Below are 15,000 nucleotides of genomic sequence, written 5' to 3' on the forward strand. Positions count from 1 at the left end.
TCCCCCTCAGGCTTCGGCACCCCCCTGGGCAGCCGCGCGGAGTCTGAGCAAGTTGCCGGAACTTTGTCAATGGAGCCCGTACGAAGTTGCCACAACAGTCGCGCCGCCCGTCCCTTATCCCCCGACGCGGCCGTCCTGTTCCCTGGGGGGCCGGAGTCCTGAACCTTGGTGACGCCCCCAACCGCGCCCCGACAGAACCGGAACGGCGTGGCGGCCGGACGGTGTTTGAACTTTGGTGACGCACAGGACAGGACCGACTCGGCGAGACTCTTGAACTTTGGTGACGCCGAGGGGGGCCTGACCAGTCATCGGACTGAACTTTGGTGACGCCCCGGACATGGACCTGGACATGGACCTGGATATGGACCTGGATATGGACCTGGATATGGACTCGGACTTGGAATCGACTCGATCAGGCATTTGAACTTTGGTGACGCCCAACGAAATCAGGTGAATGACTGACGGCAGGATTGGTCCTCCTTTTGCCGGGTATCAGTCCAGAGAGGTTGAAACGACATATTTTTCAAACACTTGTCCAGAAACTCCAAAGCCCGCACCGTCGCGGAGAACACCGGATGCCCCATGCCACACCGCAGGACCTCCGAAGCCGGGACCGCAAAGCCCGTCCTTCCATCCGCTGGCCACCCCCTGGAATCCTTGAACTTTGGTGACGCGCCGCAAGGTCCTTCACCCTGATCAGCCCCCGAATCGACAGGTCCAGCGTCACCAAGGTTCAAACAATCACGCACCGCACCACCACGATTCGTCCACAGAGCCATGGTTTTTCCCCATGAACTCTGGTGACGCCCCTGTTGAACTATGGTGACGCGACTCGGACTTATCCCCTGAACCTTGGTGACGAATCTAATAACTGGTTCCAAATAGCTTCCAATTAGCCTGCGTCACCAAGGTTCAAATTGCCTTCGGCGCGATCCGGGGTGTTGTATCTGGCAGGTTCGGTCATCGGCCCGTCACACGACGCATCGTCGAAAGACAGATGCTCGCAGAACGGTCAGGGGACAAAGGCTGGAGGTCGGCATGGGCAGCATTCATCGTTTGATCGAGACTCACGGACGCGACGGCGCGCTGGCCCTCGTTTCGGACGAGGAACGGCCGCTGATCGACATCGCAGCCGCGGTACAGGCGGCGGAAAACGGCAAGCTGGGGATCACCTATGCCGGATTCTGCCAGACGGCACTGCCCCACCGCCAGCTTCCCGACGACCAGCATTGGGAACGGCCCGGCCACAAGGTAAAGCTGGTCATTCAGCCCGGCGTGATCGAGGATCGCAACGGCGTCACGCGCCGAATCGGGGTTCCCTATGGCAGCCGCGCGCGCATGATCCTGCTTTATCTCCAAACCCGCGCCATCCAAACCGGCAATCCGGAAGTGGAACTGGGCGGATCCATGCATGACTGGCTGAAGCGGATGGACATTCCGATCTGCGGCAAGGCCTATCGCGATGTCGAGGATCAGGCGGCGCGGCTGTCGGCCTGCCATCTCACCTTCTTCACCGATGCCGACGGCGGCCGGCGGCAGAGCAAGGAATCGATCGTCGCCGACGCCATCCAACTGCGCCGCCCCGACGACCGCCAGGGCACCCTGTTCACCGAGACCGTGCGGCTGAGCGACAGCTTTTTCAAGGCGTTGCGCGAACACCCGGTTCCGGTGGCGGAAGAGGCCCTGAAGGCGATCAGCGGCAAGTCCATGGCGCTCGACGTCTATATCTGGCTCGCCTACCGGCTTCATTCGCTGGACAAGCCGACCCCCATCACCTGGGCTGCCCTGCACGGCCAGTTCGGCGCCGGTTACGCCCTGGTCCGCCAGTTCAAGACCAAATTCATCCCGAACCTGAAATACGCCATGGCCGCCTATCCGGACGCCCGCGTCGAGGAATCGGGAGAAGGACTGATCCTTTATCCGTCGCGTCCGCCGATCAACGAACGGGTGATGGCCCGCATCGCCTGAGACGCGTCCTGGCCCGGAGTCCTGAACTTTGGTGACGCCACTCCTGTCATGCGTTGAACTCTGGTGACGCTTCCGTCCTCAAAACGGCCGTCACCAGAGTTCAGGGAGAAACGCGGCAAGGGGGAAGAGGCGGATCCCGCTCACCGCTCCGTCACGTCCGTCCCGTGGTCACATCACGCAGATAGCCGCGCGTCGCATTGGGCTCCTCGGTCCCGGTCTGCAACGCACGGGCAAGGGCGGTGCGGGCCAGCACCACCAGCAGGTCGGTCTGCGTCACCATGCCCAGCACATGGCGATTCGGATCGACGATCACGACATCATGGGTGCGGCCGTCGGACAGGCGGCCGAGCAGTCGGAAGACCGGGGTGTCCGGCAGTTCGGTCGCCGCCGGGGCCATCACCGTGGCGATGCGCGCTCCGTGATGGAGGGCGTCGCCATGCGACAGTTGTTCATGCCCGACGATGCCGACCAGCATGTTCCGCCCATCCACCACCGGCAGCGTCCGGAAGCCATGCTCCAGCAGCCGGGCGCGCGCCACCTGGGGGTGGGTCTCCGGCGTGACGGTGACGAGGTCGCGCGACATGATCTCACGGCAGGCGATGTCGGCATGCAGCCGCTCCAGCGCGTGCAGCTCGGCATTGACCAGCAAGGCGCCCAGATCGTCGCGGCTGACGTCCAGCGTCTCCGCCAGGGTGCGTAGCGCGCCGTCCACATCGCCTTGGGTCAGGGCGGGGCGAAGCTGCGGCGGCGGGTCGCTGGTGCGGTGGGTGTTGACCGGCTTGTGCGGATAACGGTGGCCGGACAGCCGATGGAACATCAGCCCGGCGGTCAATAGCAGGATGGAGTTCACCGCGACGGGGAAGAAGGCGAACTTGATGCCCATCTCGGTCACCGCCGGCCCGCCCAGCACGGCGGTCAGCGCGGCGGCGCCGCCGGGGGGATGCAGGCAGCGGGTCAGCGACATGGTGGCGATGGCCAGCGCCACGGCCGCCGCCCCGGCCAGCATCGGATCGGGGATGACGCTGGCCACCAGAACCCCGACGACGGCCGACAGCGTGTTGCCGCCAACGATCGACCAGGGCTGGGCCAACGGGCTGGCCGGCACCGCGAACAGCAGCACCGCCGACGCCCCCATCGGCGCCACCAGCACCGGCGCGCTCGACATGTAGGCCAGCATGTTGCGGCAGAGCAGCCCGGTCGCGGCGATGCCCAGCAGCGCGCCGCAGCAGGCGATCATGCGGTCGCGCAGCGTGGCGCCGGGCAGGATCGGCCGGAACATGAATTCACCCAATCCCGCCAGACGTTTCCGCAAGGCGGCAAGCTTTCCCCCGGCCATTCGCACCCCATTCCCCTGATGCCGCGATCGGCATATTGCCCATTTGGACGGCAAAGTCGGGGCAGGCTAAAACCTCAACCGAACTTGAGGTCAAGCGGAAAGGCTTCCATAGTCACAGCGTGGAAAAGCGGGGGAGGGGCGACGATGCTGGCGCCGGAGGAGTATGACAAGGAGATGACGGTGGGGGAGGTGGCGCGCCGGTCCGGCGTCGCGGTCTCGACCATCCATTTCTACGAGGCGCAGGGGCTGATCCGCAGCTGGCGCAATCCGGGCAACCAGCGCCGCTTCTCCCGCGACGTGCTGCGGCGGGTGGCGGTCATCAAGGTAGCGCAGCGGCTCGGCATCTCGCTCGCCTCGATCGCCGACGCCCTGAACGCGCTGCCGCTGGACCGCTCTCCCACCACCGCCGACTGGCGGGGGATGTCGGAACGCTGGCGGGCGGAGCTGGACGACCGCATCACCAAGCTGACGCGGCTGCGTGACAATCTCGACGGCTGCATCGGCTGCGGCTGCCTGTCGATCCGCGACTGTCCGCTGCGCAACCCGTGGGACGAGCTCGGCGACGGCGGCCCCGGCCCGCGGCTGCTCGACCCGGCCTGAACAGGCGGCGTCTTCACATTAAATGTGGGTCCCATGCGAAAATAAGGGGTGAAGACGGTGCCGCGATGGTTCATGGAAGCGGCCGTCGCAAGAACCATCCGCCGTCTCAGGGGATCCATAGGGTGATCGTCGTCAATCCGCCGCCACGGTCCGCGGGCCGTTCCGCCGCACTGATCCGCCGTCTGGCCGGCATCCTGTCGCTTGTCGCCGCCGTTCTGTCCGCCACCCCGGCGATGGCGCTCTCCCAGCCGGACACGGCGGCCAGGCAGGCCTATCTGGTCGATCTGTCCAGCGGCGCGGTGCTGCTCGACAAGAACGGGGCGGAGCGCATGGCCCCGTCCTCGATGACCAAGATGATGACGGCTTATCTGACCTACGACGCGCTGGTCCATGGCCGGACGACGCTCGACACCAGTTTCCCGATCAGCCAGACCGCCTGGAAGATGGGCGGCTCGCGCATGTTCCTGAAGCTGGGCAGCACGGTGCGGGTGGAGGATCTGCTGCGCGGTCTGCTGATCGACAGCGGCAACGACGCCGCCGTCGCCCTGGCGGAGGGGCTGGCCGGCAGCGAATCCGCCTTCGCCGGGCTGATGAACGCCAAGGCGCGCGAACTGGGCATGGCCGACAGCCACTTCATGAACGCCAGCGGCTGGCCCGATCCGGGCCATTACACCACCGCCCGCGATCTGGCGATCCTCGCAACCCGCCTGATCCGTGACTTCCCGCAATTCTATCATTACGAGTCGGAGCGGAATTTCACCTGGAACGGCATCCGCCAGGGCAACCGCAACCCGTTGCTCTACCACCCGGTCAGCGTCGACGGCATCAAGACCGGCCATACCGAGGTCGGCGGCTACGGCCTGACCGCGTCCGGGGAGCGCAACGGCCGGCGTCTGGTGCTGGTGGTCAACGGCCTGCCCAGCCCGCAGTCCCGCAACGACGAGCCGACGCGCCTGCTCGACTGGGCCTGGAACAGCTTCAAGCTCTATCCCTTGCTGCGCAAGGGCGAACTGGTCGAACAGGCTCCGGTGTGGATGGGGGCGGAGGACAGCGTGCCGGTGACGGTCGCCGACGACGTGACCGTCACCATGGCGCCCGCCGACCGCAACAGCCTGCATGTCGTCGCCACCCTGGCCGAACCGCTGCCCAGCCCGGTCCGTCGCGGCGATGTCGTCGGCCGGCTGCGCATCGATTATGACGGAGCCGTCCGCCAACAGGTCGATCTGGTCGCCGGCGCCGACGTTCCCGCCTCCAGCGGCCTGACGGCGCTCGGCCAGCGGCTGGGGCACATCCTGCCCTGACCGGCGGGAAAGGCGGCGATGGGCGCGGGGCCGGCGACGATCAGCCCCCCATCCCACCCGCTTGGTCGCTCTTCGGTCAGTCGATCTTCAGGGTGATGGTGCCCATGGTGCCGTAGCGGGCGACCGGGCGGCTGCCGGGCTCGACGAAGACGGTGCCGGTGCAGGAGCCGGTCGTCACCACTTCGCCGGCATGCAGGCCGCCGAAGCTGCTGGCCCCGACATTGGCCATCCACACCAGCAGGCGGACCGGATCGCCGGCGCTGTTGCCGCCGACGACATCGACCCTGGTCTCGCCGTCGATCTCCAGCGTCACCGATTCCTTGAGCGGATCGAGCGACCGCCAGTCGGCGATGGCCGGGCCGACCACCAGCGCGCCGTGGTTGAACTGGTCGGCCATGTGGCTGAGCCTGTCCTGGCTGCCGAACCCGGCGAAGCGGGTGTCGACGATCTCCCAGGCCGGATGGACCGAGGCGACGGCGTCCAGCACCTCCTCCCGGCTGTAGGGCTGCTCGCGCGCCGGCAGGTCGCGGCCGAAGCGGTAGGCGATCTCCGCCTCCACCCCGATGACCTGGAAGAGCTTGGCCGGCAGATGGTCGGTGCCCTCGAAGACGGTGGCGGCGTTGATCGGCGCGCGGAAGGGTTCGGCGTCCGGCGCCGCGGCGCCGACCTTCCAGGCGGTGACGGGGCCGAGGCGGCGGGCGACGGCGTCCTGGATCGCGTAGGCGTCCGCCTCGGTCGCGGGACGGTTTTCCAGCCCGGCCAGCCACCGGCGGGTTTCGCGCGCGGCGATCAGGGCGTCCACGGTATCGGTCATCATCAATCTCTATGGTGGGGGAAAGGGGAGGGAAACGGCCTCACACCACCGCGGTCGGCAGCGGCCGGCCGGCGAAGTGGGCCTCCAGATTGTCGAGCACCAGCTGGGCCATCGCCGTCCGCGTCTCCACCGTGGCGCTGGCCTGATGCGGTTGCAGCACGACGGTGTCGAGGCCGAAGAAGCCTTCCGGCACGGTCGGTTCGGCGGCGAAGACGTCCAGCCCGGCGCCGCCGATCCGGCCCTCGGTCAGGGCGGCCAGCAGTTCCGGCTCGTCCACCACGCTGCCGCGGGCGACATTGATCAGGATGCCGTCCGGTCCCAGCGCGTCGAGCATGGCGCGGCCGACCATGTTGCGGGCATCCGGCCCGGCCGACGCCGCCACGACCAGGATGTCGCTTTCCCGCGCCAACGCGACCGGAGAGGCGACGAAGCGGTAGGATACGCCCTCGCGCGGCTTGCGGTTGGTGTAGGCGACGGTCATGCCGAAGGCCTCGGCGCGCTTGGCGATGGCCTCGCCGATGCGGCCCAGCCCCAGCACGCCCAGCCGCTTGCCGCTGACCTTGCGGGCGAGCGGCAGCTTGCCCTTGGGCCATTGGCCGGCGCGGACGAAGCGATCCCCCACCATCATCCGGCGCGAGGCCGCGATCATCAGCCCGATGGCGAGATCGGCGACATCGTCGGTCAGCACGTCCGGCGTGTTGGTGACGCGCACGCCGCGGCTGCGGGCATGCTCCAGATCGACCGCGTCGGTGCCGACGCCGTTGATGGCGATGAGTTCCAGGGTCGGCAGCGCATCGACCACCGCGTTTGCCACCCCGGTTCCACCGCCGGTGACGACGGCGCGCACCCGGCCGCCGATCTCGGCGATCAGCCGGTCGCGGTCCGGCGCGGCGGACAGGCGATGGACGATGTAGGCCGCGTCCAGAGCCTGCTCCATGGCGGGCATCATCGGTTCGACCAAAAGGATTTCGGGCTTCATCGCAATGCGTCCTTGATGCGCGGGGCCGGGCGGCGGCGCCCCGCTCCGCCAATGGCCGGATACGCTAATGAGATCAGTCCGATAAGCGCAACAGGAAATGGGGGCGGGGATCATGCGGGCACCGGATATTCCGCGATGGCGGGAAACCTTCCGGCGGCACGCGGCGTTTCACGGAAGGGCCGCCCGCCAGCCAGAGGAGTCCTCCCGACATGACCGCAAGACAAGGTGCCGTCGCGGTGAGCAGCCTCGTTCCCGCCCGGATGGACCGCCTGCCCTGGGCGCGGTTCCATTGGATGGTTGTGGTCGGGCTGGGGGTCAGCTGGATCCTGGACGGCATCGAGATCCAGCTGATCTCCGCCTCCGGCTACAAGGAAAGCCTCGGCATGTCGAGCGCCGAGGTCGGGCTTGCCGGTACCGTCTATCTGATCGGTCAGGTGGTCGGCGCCCTGGTCTTCGGCCGGCTGACCGACCGCTGGGGGCGCAAGCGGCTGTTCATCACCACGCTGGCGCTCTACCTGATCGCCTCGGGCATTGCCGGCTTCGCCTGGACGCCCTGGTTCCTCCATGTCTGGCGCTTCATCGCCGGCATGGGCATCGGCGGTGAATATGCGGCCGTCAACTCCGCCATCGACGAGCTGATCCCCGCGCGCTTCCGTGGCCGGGTCGACATCGCCGTCAACGGCACCTATTGGGGCGGAGCGATGATCGGCGCGGTCGGCAGCGTCTTCCTGCTCGACCATGCGCTGGTGCCGGAGGCTCTCGGCTGGCGCATCGCCTTCTTCATCGGTCCGCTGCTGGGGCTCTTCATCATCTATCTGCGCCGGCACATTCCGGAAAGTCCGCGCTGGATGGTCACCCATGGCAGGGAGGCGGAGGCCGAACGCATCGTCGACGGCATCGAGGCCAGTGTGCGCGCCCAGGGAAAGACGCTGGCCCCGGTCGATCCACGGAGGGCCATCAGCGTCGTTCCGGAGGATTCGGTGTCCTATGCACAGCTGGTCGATGTCTTCTTCCGGCAATATCCGTCACGCACCCTTCTGGGGGTGACGATGATGGTGACGCAGTCCTTCCTCTACAACGCGATCTTCTTCACCTATGCCCTGGTATTGCAGAATTTTTACCATCTCGACCCCTCTCGGACGGCGCTCTATTTCTTTCCCTTCGCCGCCGGCAACCTGATCGGGCCATTGCTGCTGGGGCCGCTGTTCGACAGCGTCGGGCGGCGGCGGATGATCTTCGGCACCTATCTGCTGGCCGGAAGCGTGCTGCTGGTCTCCGCCTTCCTGTTCCGCCAAGGGGTGCTGACGGCGGACACGCACACCGTCTTCTGGTGCGTCTCCTTCTTCTTCGCGTCGGCCGGCGCCTCGTCGGCCTATCTGACGGTCAGCGAGATCTTTCCGCTGGAGGTGCGGGCGCAGGCGATCTCCTATTTCTTCGCCATCGCCCAGGTGGTGGGCGCCAGCGGGCCGCTGCTGTTCGGCTGGCTGGTGGGGGAGGGGACGGCGCGCGACCCGCTGTTCTGGGGCTATGTGCTGGGATCGGTGGTGATGATGGTGGGCGGCGTGGTCGCCCTGGTCTATGGCGTCGATGCCGAAGGCAAGGGGCTGGAGGATATCGCCGAACCGCTGACCAAGGCCGGCCGCGCCCCCGGAAGGGACGGGGAGGTGGTGGAGACGGCCTGACCGCGTCGCGGTTGTCAGCCGCCGCTGTCAGCCGCCTCCGGGCGGCGGTGGGCGGCGGTGGGCGGGCGGACACCGTTCAGGAATAGTTGGACGGCCTGCCGGACATAGCGGTCGAGATCGGGGATGGTGGGAGCGCTCTGCGGCAGGATCAGGCGCCGCATCACCAGATTGCCGGTGACCATGCCGAGGAAAGCCTGGGCGGCGACGGCCGGATCGTCGATGCGCAGCATTTCCTTGTCCGACAGGCTCCGCAGATAGTCCGCCAGCCGGCCGATGGCGTTTTCCGGCCCGATGCGGAAGAAGGACTCGGCGATGTCGGGCACACGGTCGCCCTCCGCGATCAGGATGCGGATGATGCTCGTCGTCTCCTCCTTCAGCAGGGCCTTGACCAGATGCAGGGCGAAGGCGGTCAGCCCATCTTCCGGCGTCACCCGCTCGTCGGCCTGGGCGGGGGCGAGGCCGGCGAGGATCATGGCGTTGTCCTCCTCGAGGATGGCGCGGAACAGGCCGTCCTTGTCGCCGAAATGCTCATACAGCGTGGCGCGCGATCCACCGGCCAAGGCGATGATGTCGCTGAGCGTCGTCTTCTCGAACCCCTTCTCGATGAACAGGCGCCGGGCGGCCGCCAGGATTGCCTTCCGGCGGGCCATGCCGCGCGGTCCGCAGGTGGATGGTTCCTTGGCCGGGTGATGGTGGTGCGTGGTGCTGGTCATCGTCGCCTTCCCCCTCATGGCCCGGCCGTTTTCTTCGGCTGCCGGCCGGTTGCCGGACCTCTCGTTTCATTCAACCCGTGCCGGAACCGTCGCTGGAGCCGGGCCGGTGGTCCCGCGGGTCAGGCCGGGGCCGGGGCGGAGCCACGCAGGAACAGTCCGACGCAGGAACGGACATAGTCTTCGACCGCCGTCCGGTCGATCGGCCGTCCGGGAAAGATCAGCCGTTCCATCAGCAGGCTTCCCGTCACCAGCCCGCTGAAGGCTTGCGCCGCCAGTTCGGGATCGGCGATGCGGATTCGTCCGCAGGCGTCCAGAGTGCGCAGGCATTCGGCCATTTCCGCCCGGCTGCGCTCCGGGCCGAGACGGACGAAGGTCTCCACCAGATCGGGGATGCGGGCGCCTTCCGAGATCAGGGTCCGCAGGATGGTGATGGTCTGCGGCGCCATCAGCGTTTCGGCAAGGTGCAGAGCGATCCGGATCAGCCGCGCTTCCGGGTCGGCGTCCTGGTCCGGGATGACGCCGGCCCTCATCCGCTCCAGCACGCGGCCGCAATGCTCCTCCATCATGGCGCGGAACAGACCGTCCTTGTCGTTGAAATGGGCATAGAGCGTCGCGCGCGACCCGCCAGCCAATTCCAGCACGTCGCTGAGGGAGGTGGCGGCATAGCCCTTTTCCACAAACAGCGCGGCGGCGGCGTCCAGCAATGCCCGGCAGCGCGCATGACCACGATCCGTTACCGAGACATGGATCGACTTTCCATGTTCCAGCCCCATATCGGGCATCTGCGGAACCCCCTTGCGCGTTGCAGCATTCTGAATGTATCGTCCAGTACAGTGTACTGTATGAGACAGTACGAAGCAACGGGGATGTGCCGGACCTCCCGAAGCCCGGCGTAGCAGGGAGACGGAGGCCGCAGACGCGCGGCGCCGAGACGAGGAAAGAGATGTCGAGATCCAATCCATTCATGACGGTCGCCGCGGCCGCCTGCCTGATCGCGGTGCTCGCCGGCTGCAACCAGCAGAAGCAGGCGGGCGGCCAGCCCCAGGGTGGCGGCCCGCCCGAGGTGTCGGTCGTCACCATCGAGCCGCAGCGCCTGACGGTGTCCACCGAGCTGCCGGGCCGCACCGCCGCCTATCGCGTGGCGGAAATCCGTCCGCAGGTCAGCGGCATCGTGCTGAAGCGCCTGTTCCGCGAGGGCAGCGACGTGAAGGCCGGCGACCAGCTCTACCAGATCGATCCCGCCACCTACGAGGCGTCGCTGGCGAGCGCCCAGGCCGACGTCCAGAAGGCGGAGGCGAATTTGCAGGCCGCCCGCAACAAGGCGGCGCGCTACAGCGATCTTGTCAAGACCAGCGTGGTCAGCAAGCAGGACTTCGACGACGTCCAGGCGTCGCTGAAGCAGAACGAGGCGCAGGTGTCGGCCGCCAAGGCGGCCTACAACCTCGCCAATATCAACCTGAACTACACCAAGGTCTTCGCCCCGATCTCCGGCCGCATCGGCAAGTCGGCGGTGACGGAGGGCGCGCTGGTCACCGCCAATCAGGCCACCGCGCTGGCGACCATCCAGCAGTTCGATCCGATCTATGTCGACGTGACCCAGACCGCCTCGCAGCTGATGAAGCTGCGCGACGACATGGCGACGGGGCGCATCCGTCCGGCGGAGCCCGGCAAGATTCCGGTGACGCTGTTCCTGAACAGCAACGCCAGCGGCGACGATACCGCCTATCCCCAGAAGGGCGAGCTGCAATTCTCCGACGTCACGGTCGATTCGGGCACCAGCTCGGTCCAGCTGCGCGCGGTCTTCCCCAACCCGACCAAGGAACTGCTGCCCGGCCTGTTCGTCCGCGCCCGTGTCGAGCAGGGGGTGGCCGAGAACGCCATCACCGTGCCGCAGGCCGCGGTCGCCCGTGGGCCGGACGGCTCGGCGCGCGTCTGGGTGGTGGGGGCCGACAACAAGGTCGCGCCGCGCCCCATCAAGGCGGAACGCCCGGTCGGCAATGTCTGGCTGGTCTCGGACGGGCTGGCCGCCGGCGAACGGGTGGTGGTCGAAGGGTTGCAGAAGGTCAGGCCGGGGGCCGAGGTGAAGCCGGTTCCGGCCCAGAACGCCCTTGCCGCGCTGCCTGAAAAGGCCGCGTCGGCACGCTGACCCAGGAACCGTCCCCAGGAACACCCCCATGTCAAAATTCTTCATCGACCGGCCGGTCTTCGCCTGGGTCATCGCCATCGTCATCATGATGGCCGGCGCGCTGGCGATCCTGCGGCTGCCCGTCGAACAATATCCGAAGATCGCACCGCCGACGGTGTCGATCACCGCCAGCTATCCCGGCGCCTCCGCCAAGACGCTGGAGGACACGGTCACCCAGGTCATCGAACAGAAAATGACCGGGCTCGACAATTTCCGCTACATGTCCTCCAACAGCGACTCCTCCGGCAACGTCACCATCACCCTGACCTTCGAGCCGCAGGCCAACCCCGACATCGCCCAGGTCCAGGTGCAGAACAAGCTGCAACTGGCGGTTCCCCTGCTGCCGCAGGAGGTCCAGCAGCGCGGCCTCCAGGTCTCCAAGGCCGGCAACGACTTCCTGCTGGTGGTCGGTTTCGTGTCGGGTGACGGGCGTCTCAGCCAGGGCGACATCGCCGACTATGTCACCTCCAACCTGCAGGACACCATCAGCCGCGTCGAGGGGGTCGGCGACGTCACCGTCTTCGGGCCGCAGCATGCCATGCGCATCTGGCTCGACCCCGACGCGCTTAACAATTTCGCCCTGACCACCACCGACGTCTCCAACGCGATCAAGACCCAGAACGCCCAGGTCTCCGCCGGCCAGCTCGGTGGCGCCCCGGCCATCGCCGGCCAGCAGATCAACGCCACCATCACCGCCCAATCGCGCCTGCAGACGCCCGAACAGTTCGGCGCCATCCTGCTGCGCGTGAACCCGGACGGGTCGCAGGTGCGGCTGCGCGACGTGGCGCGGATCGAGATCGGGTCGGAGACCTACGAGATCAATGCCGCCTACAACGGCAAGCCGGCGGCCGGCATGGGCATCAAGCTGGCGACCGGCGCCAACGCGCTGAACACCGCCGCCGCGGTCAAGGCCCGCGTCGCGGAGCTTCAGCCCTTCTTCCCCACCGGCATCGAGGTCATCTACCCCTACGACACCACCCCCTTCGTCCAGTTGTCGATCCATGAGGTCATCAAGACGCTGTTCGAGGCGATCGTCCTCGTCTTCGTCGTGATGTATCTGTTCCTACAGAATTTCCGCGCGACGCTGATCCCGACCATCGCGGTGCCGGTGGTGCTGCTCGGCGCCTTCGGCGTGCTGTCGGTCTTCGGTTTCTCGATCAATGTGCTGACGATGTTCGGCATGGTGCTGGCGATCGGCCTTCTGGTCGACGACGCCATCGTCGTGGTCGAGAATGTCGAGCGCGTGATGAGCGAGGAAGGGCTGTCCCCGCGCGAGGCGACGCGCAAGTCGATGGACCAGATCACCGGCGCGCTCGTCGGCATCGCCCTGGTGTTGTCGGCGGTGTTCGTGCCGATGGCCTTCTTCGGCGGGTCGGCCGGCGCCATCTACCGCCAGTTCTCGCTGACCATCGTTTCGGCGATGGCTCTGTCGGTGCTGGTCGCCCTGGTGCTGACCCCGGCGCTCTGCGCCACCATCCTGAAGCCGGTGGCGGGCCATCAGGGGCATGGCGGCGAGGGGCACGGCCCGGCGCGCGGCGGCTTCTTCGGCCTGTTCAACCGCGGCTTCGACGCCGGCAGCCGGGTCTATATCCGCGGTGTCCGCGGGGCGGTCAACCGGCTCGGCCGCTATTTCCTCGCCTATGCGCTGATCCTCGGCGGTCTGGGCTATCTGTTCGTCCAGATGCCCTCCTCCTTCCTGCCGACGGAGGATCGTGGACAGCTGTTCGTGCTGTGGTCGGCCCCGCCGAACGCCAGTTCCCAGCGCACGGCCGAGACCGCCAAGGCCGTCACCGCCTATTTCCTGGAAAAGGAGAAGGACAGCGTCGAGGGTCTCTTCAGCATCGTCGGCTTCAACTTCTCCGGCCGCGGCCAGAATGCCGGCATGGCTTTCGTCCGGCTGAAGGACTGGAGCGAACGTCCGCTGCCGTCGCAGAAGCCGCAGGCGATCGCCGGCCGGGTGATGGGGGCGATGTCGAAGCTCAAGGACGCGGTGGTCTTCGCCTTCCTGCCGCCGTCGGTTCCCGGCCTCGGCAACGCCACCGGCTTCGACCTTCAGCTGGTCGACCGCGGCGGGCTCGGCCATGACCGGCTGATGCAGGCGCGCAACCAGCTTCTGGGCGCGGCGGCGCAGAATCCGAAGCTGGTCGGCGTCCGTCCCAACGGTCTGGAGGACACGCCGCAGTTCAAGCTGGACATCGACCGGGAAAAGGCGAGCGCGCTCGGCCTGTCGCTCAGCGACATCAACACCACGTTGTCGGCGGCCTGGGGCTCCTCCTATGTCAACGACTTCATCGACCAGGGCCGGGTGAAGAAGGTCTATCTCCAGGCCGATGCCCCCTACCGCATGCAGCCCAGCGACATCGACCGCTGGTATGTGCGCAATGCCAGCGGCCAGATGGTGCCCTTCTCCGCCTTCACCACGGCTCAGTGGACCTACGGGTCGCCGAAGCTGGAACGCTACAACGGCTCCTCCTCCGTCAATATCCAGGGTGCGGCGGCGCCGGGCATCAGCTCCGGCGAGGCGATGGCCGAGATGGAGACGATGATGAAGACGTTGCCGCCGGGCATCGGCTACGAATGGACCGGCCTGTCCTACGAGGAGCGGCTCAGCGGATCGCAGGCGCCGGCGCTCTACGCCCTGTCGATGATCATCGTCTTCCTCTGCCTGGCCGCCCTTTATGAAAGCTGGTCGGTGCCGGTATCGGTCATCCTGGTGGTGCCGCTGGGCGTCATTGGCGCCGTCATCGCGGCGACATTGCGCGGCCTGCCGAGCGACGTCTATTTCCAGGTCGGCCTGCTGACCACCATCGGCCTGTCCGCCAAGAACGCCATCCTGATCGTGGAGTTCGCCAAGTCGCTCTACGACCAGGGCATGGATCTGAAGGAGGCGGCCGCCGAAGCCTGCCGTCAGCGGCTGCGGCCGATCATCATGACCTCGATGGCTTTCATCCTCGGCGTGCTGCCGCTGGCGATCAGCACCGGCGCCGGGTCGGAGAGCCAGAACGCCATCGGCGTCGGGGTGATGGGCGGCATGATCTCGGCCACGCTGCTGGCCGTGCTGTTCGTGCCGGTCTTCTTCGTCGCCGTCTATCGCCTGTTCGTCCGCCGCCGTCCCGGCCACGGCGCCATGCCGCAGCCGGCGGCCGGGGACTGATCCCGACCGAACCACCGTTCAATCAATCACTGGCGCCGGGTCCTTCATGGACCCGGCGTTTTTCTTGGGTGTTTCGTCGGGGGCGGGATGTCCCATCCCGTGCCGATGCAAGGCAGCCGCGCGGCGGGGCGCCGTGGAACTCGCCCCGCCGCGACCATACCTTGAAAAGCGACAGCAGGCCGCCAGCCGGTCCCCCTCACGGTTCCCAGTATGGATTGCGCCATGATCCCCTTCTCCGTTCTCGACCTCAGTCCGATCGTCCAGGGGG

Annotated in this window: 12 protein-coding genes (1 of these 12 only partly in view); 7 read left to right on the forward strand and 5 right to left on the reverse strand. The window is 67.1% G+C overall.

Features of this window, described 5'->3' with window-relative positions:
- Nucleotides 1–1,038 precede the first annotated feature (1,038 nt).
- Nucleotides 1,039–1,968 carry a replication protein RepA gene (locus AZL_RS30050; RefSeq protein WP_012978149.1) on the forward strand — a complete coding sequence of 310 codons (930 nt, stop codon included), beginning with the start codon at nt 1,039–1,041 and terminating at the stop codon, nt 1,966–1,968.
- Between the two features lie 151 nt (nt 1,969–2,119).
- Here the strand turns inward: AZL_RS30050 and AZL_RS30055 are convergent, their stop codons facing one another.
- A complete protein-coding gene (locus AZL_RS30055; RefSeq protein ID WP_052293812.1) occupies nt 2,120–3,304 on the reverse strand; it encodes an HPP family protein in 1,185 nt (394 codons plus the stop codon).
- Nucleotides 3,305–3,448: 144 nt separating this feature from the next.
- Here AZL_RS30055 and soxR point away from each other — a divergent pair, with 144 nt between their 5' ends.
- Together soxR and AZL_RS30065 are read left to right on the forward strand one after the other, a co-directional pair.
- Nucleotides 3,449–3,904 (forward strand): redox-sensitive transcriptional activator SoxR, encoded by a 456-nt coding sequence (gene soxR, locus AZL_RS30060; RefSeq protein ID WP_042446476.1) that lies wholly within the window; start codon nt 3,449–3,451, stop codon nt 3,902–3,904.
- A 122-nt stretch (nt 3,905–4,026) separates the two neighbouring features.
- Nucleotides 4,027–5,205 carry a D-alanyl-D-alanine carboxypeptidase family protein gene (locus tag AZL_RS30065; protein WP_158306027.1) on the forward strand — a complete coding sequence of 393 codons (1,179 nt, stop codon included), beginning with the start codon at nt 4,027–4,029 and terminating at the stop codon, nt 5,203–5,205.
- Between the two features lie 76 nt (nt 5,206–5,281).
- On the opposite strand, the gene AZL_RS30070 is transcribed toward AZL_RS30065, so the two are convergent.
- Both AZL_RS30070 and AZL_RS30075 read right to left on the reverse strand, forming a co-directional pair.
- The gene (locus tag AZL_RS30070; RefSeq protein WP_012978153.1) at nt 5,282–6,022 is read right to left on the reverse strand and encodes a 2-keto-4-pentenoate hydratase; all 741 of its coding nucleotides are present in this window, start codon (nt 6,020–6,022) and stop codon (nt 5,282–5,284) included.
- A 37-nt stretch (nt 6,023–6,059) separates the two neighbouring features.
- A complete protein-coding gene (locus AZL_RS30075) occupies nt 6,060–6,998 on the reverse strand; it encodes a 2-hydroxyacid dehydrogenase (RefSeq protein ID WP_012978154.1) in 939 nt (312 codons plus the stop codon).
- A 209-nt stretch (nt 6,999–7,207) separates the two neighbouring features.
- On the opposite strand from AZL_RS30075, the gene AZL_RS30080 reads away from it, so the two are divergent.
- Nucleotides 7,208–8,680 (forward strand): MFS transporter, encoded by a 1,473-nt coding sequence (locus AZL_RS30080; protein WP_012978155.1) that lies wholly within the window; start codon nt 7,208–7,210, stop codon nt 8,678–8,680.
- 14 nt (nt 8,681–8,694) lie between these two features.
- Here AZL_RS30080 and AZL_RS30085 read toward each other — a convergent pair whose 3' ends face one another.
- Both AZL_RS30085 and AZL_RS30090 read right to left on the reverse strand, forming a co-directional pair.
- Complete coding sequence (locus AZL_RS30085; RefSeq protein ID WP_012978156.1) at nt 8,695–9,393, reverse strand: TetR/AcrR family transcriptional regulator; 699 nt, start codon at nt 9,391–9,393, stop codon at nt 8,695–8,697.
- A gap of 119 nt (nt 9,394–9,512) precedes the next feature.
- A complete protein-coding gene (locus tag AZL_RS30090; RefSeq protein WP_042446478.1) occupies nt 9,513–10,175 on the reverse strand; it encodes a TetR/AcrR family transcriptional regulator in 663 nt (220 codons plus the stop codon).
- A 161-nt stretch (nt 10,176–10,336) separates the two neighbouring features.
- Between AZL_RS30090 and AZL_RS30095 the strand changes: the two genes are divergently transcribed.
- The 3 genes from AZL_RS30095 to AZL_RS30105 form a co-directional block, all read left to right on the forward strand.
- Nucleotides 10,337–11,539, forward strand: a complete 1,203-nt coding sequence (locus tag AZL_RS30095) for an efflux RND transporter periplasmic adaptor subunit (RefSeq protein WP_012978158.1) — start codon at nt 10,337–10,339, stop codon at nt 11,537–11,539.
- Between the two features lie 28 nt (nt 11,540–11,567).
- Nucleotides 11,568–14,732, forward strand: coding sequence for an efflux RND transporter permease subunit (locus tag AZL_RS30100; protein ID WP_012978159.1), 3,165 nt, complete (start codon nt 11,568–11,570; stop codon nt 14,730–14,732).
- A gap of 222 nt (nt 14,733–14,954) precedes the next feature.
- Nucleotides 14,955–15,000: the start of an LLM class flavin-dependent oxidoreductase gene (locus AZL_RS30105; protein WP_012978160.1), read on the forward strand. 953 nt of this gene lie beyond the right edge of the window; 46 of the gene's 999 nt are visible here — the first part of the coding sequence; it begins with the start codon at nt 14,955–14,957; the stop codon falls past the right edge of the window.

The organism is Azospirillum sp. B510, from assembly GCF_000010725.1.
GTDB lineage: Bacteria > Pseudomonadota > Alphaproteobacteria > Azospirillales > Azospirillaceae > Azospirillum > Azospirillum lipoferum_B.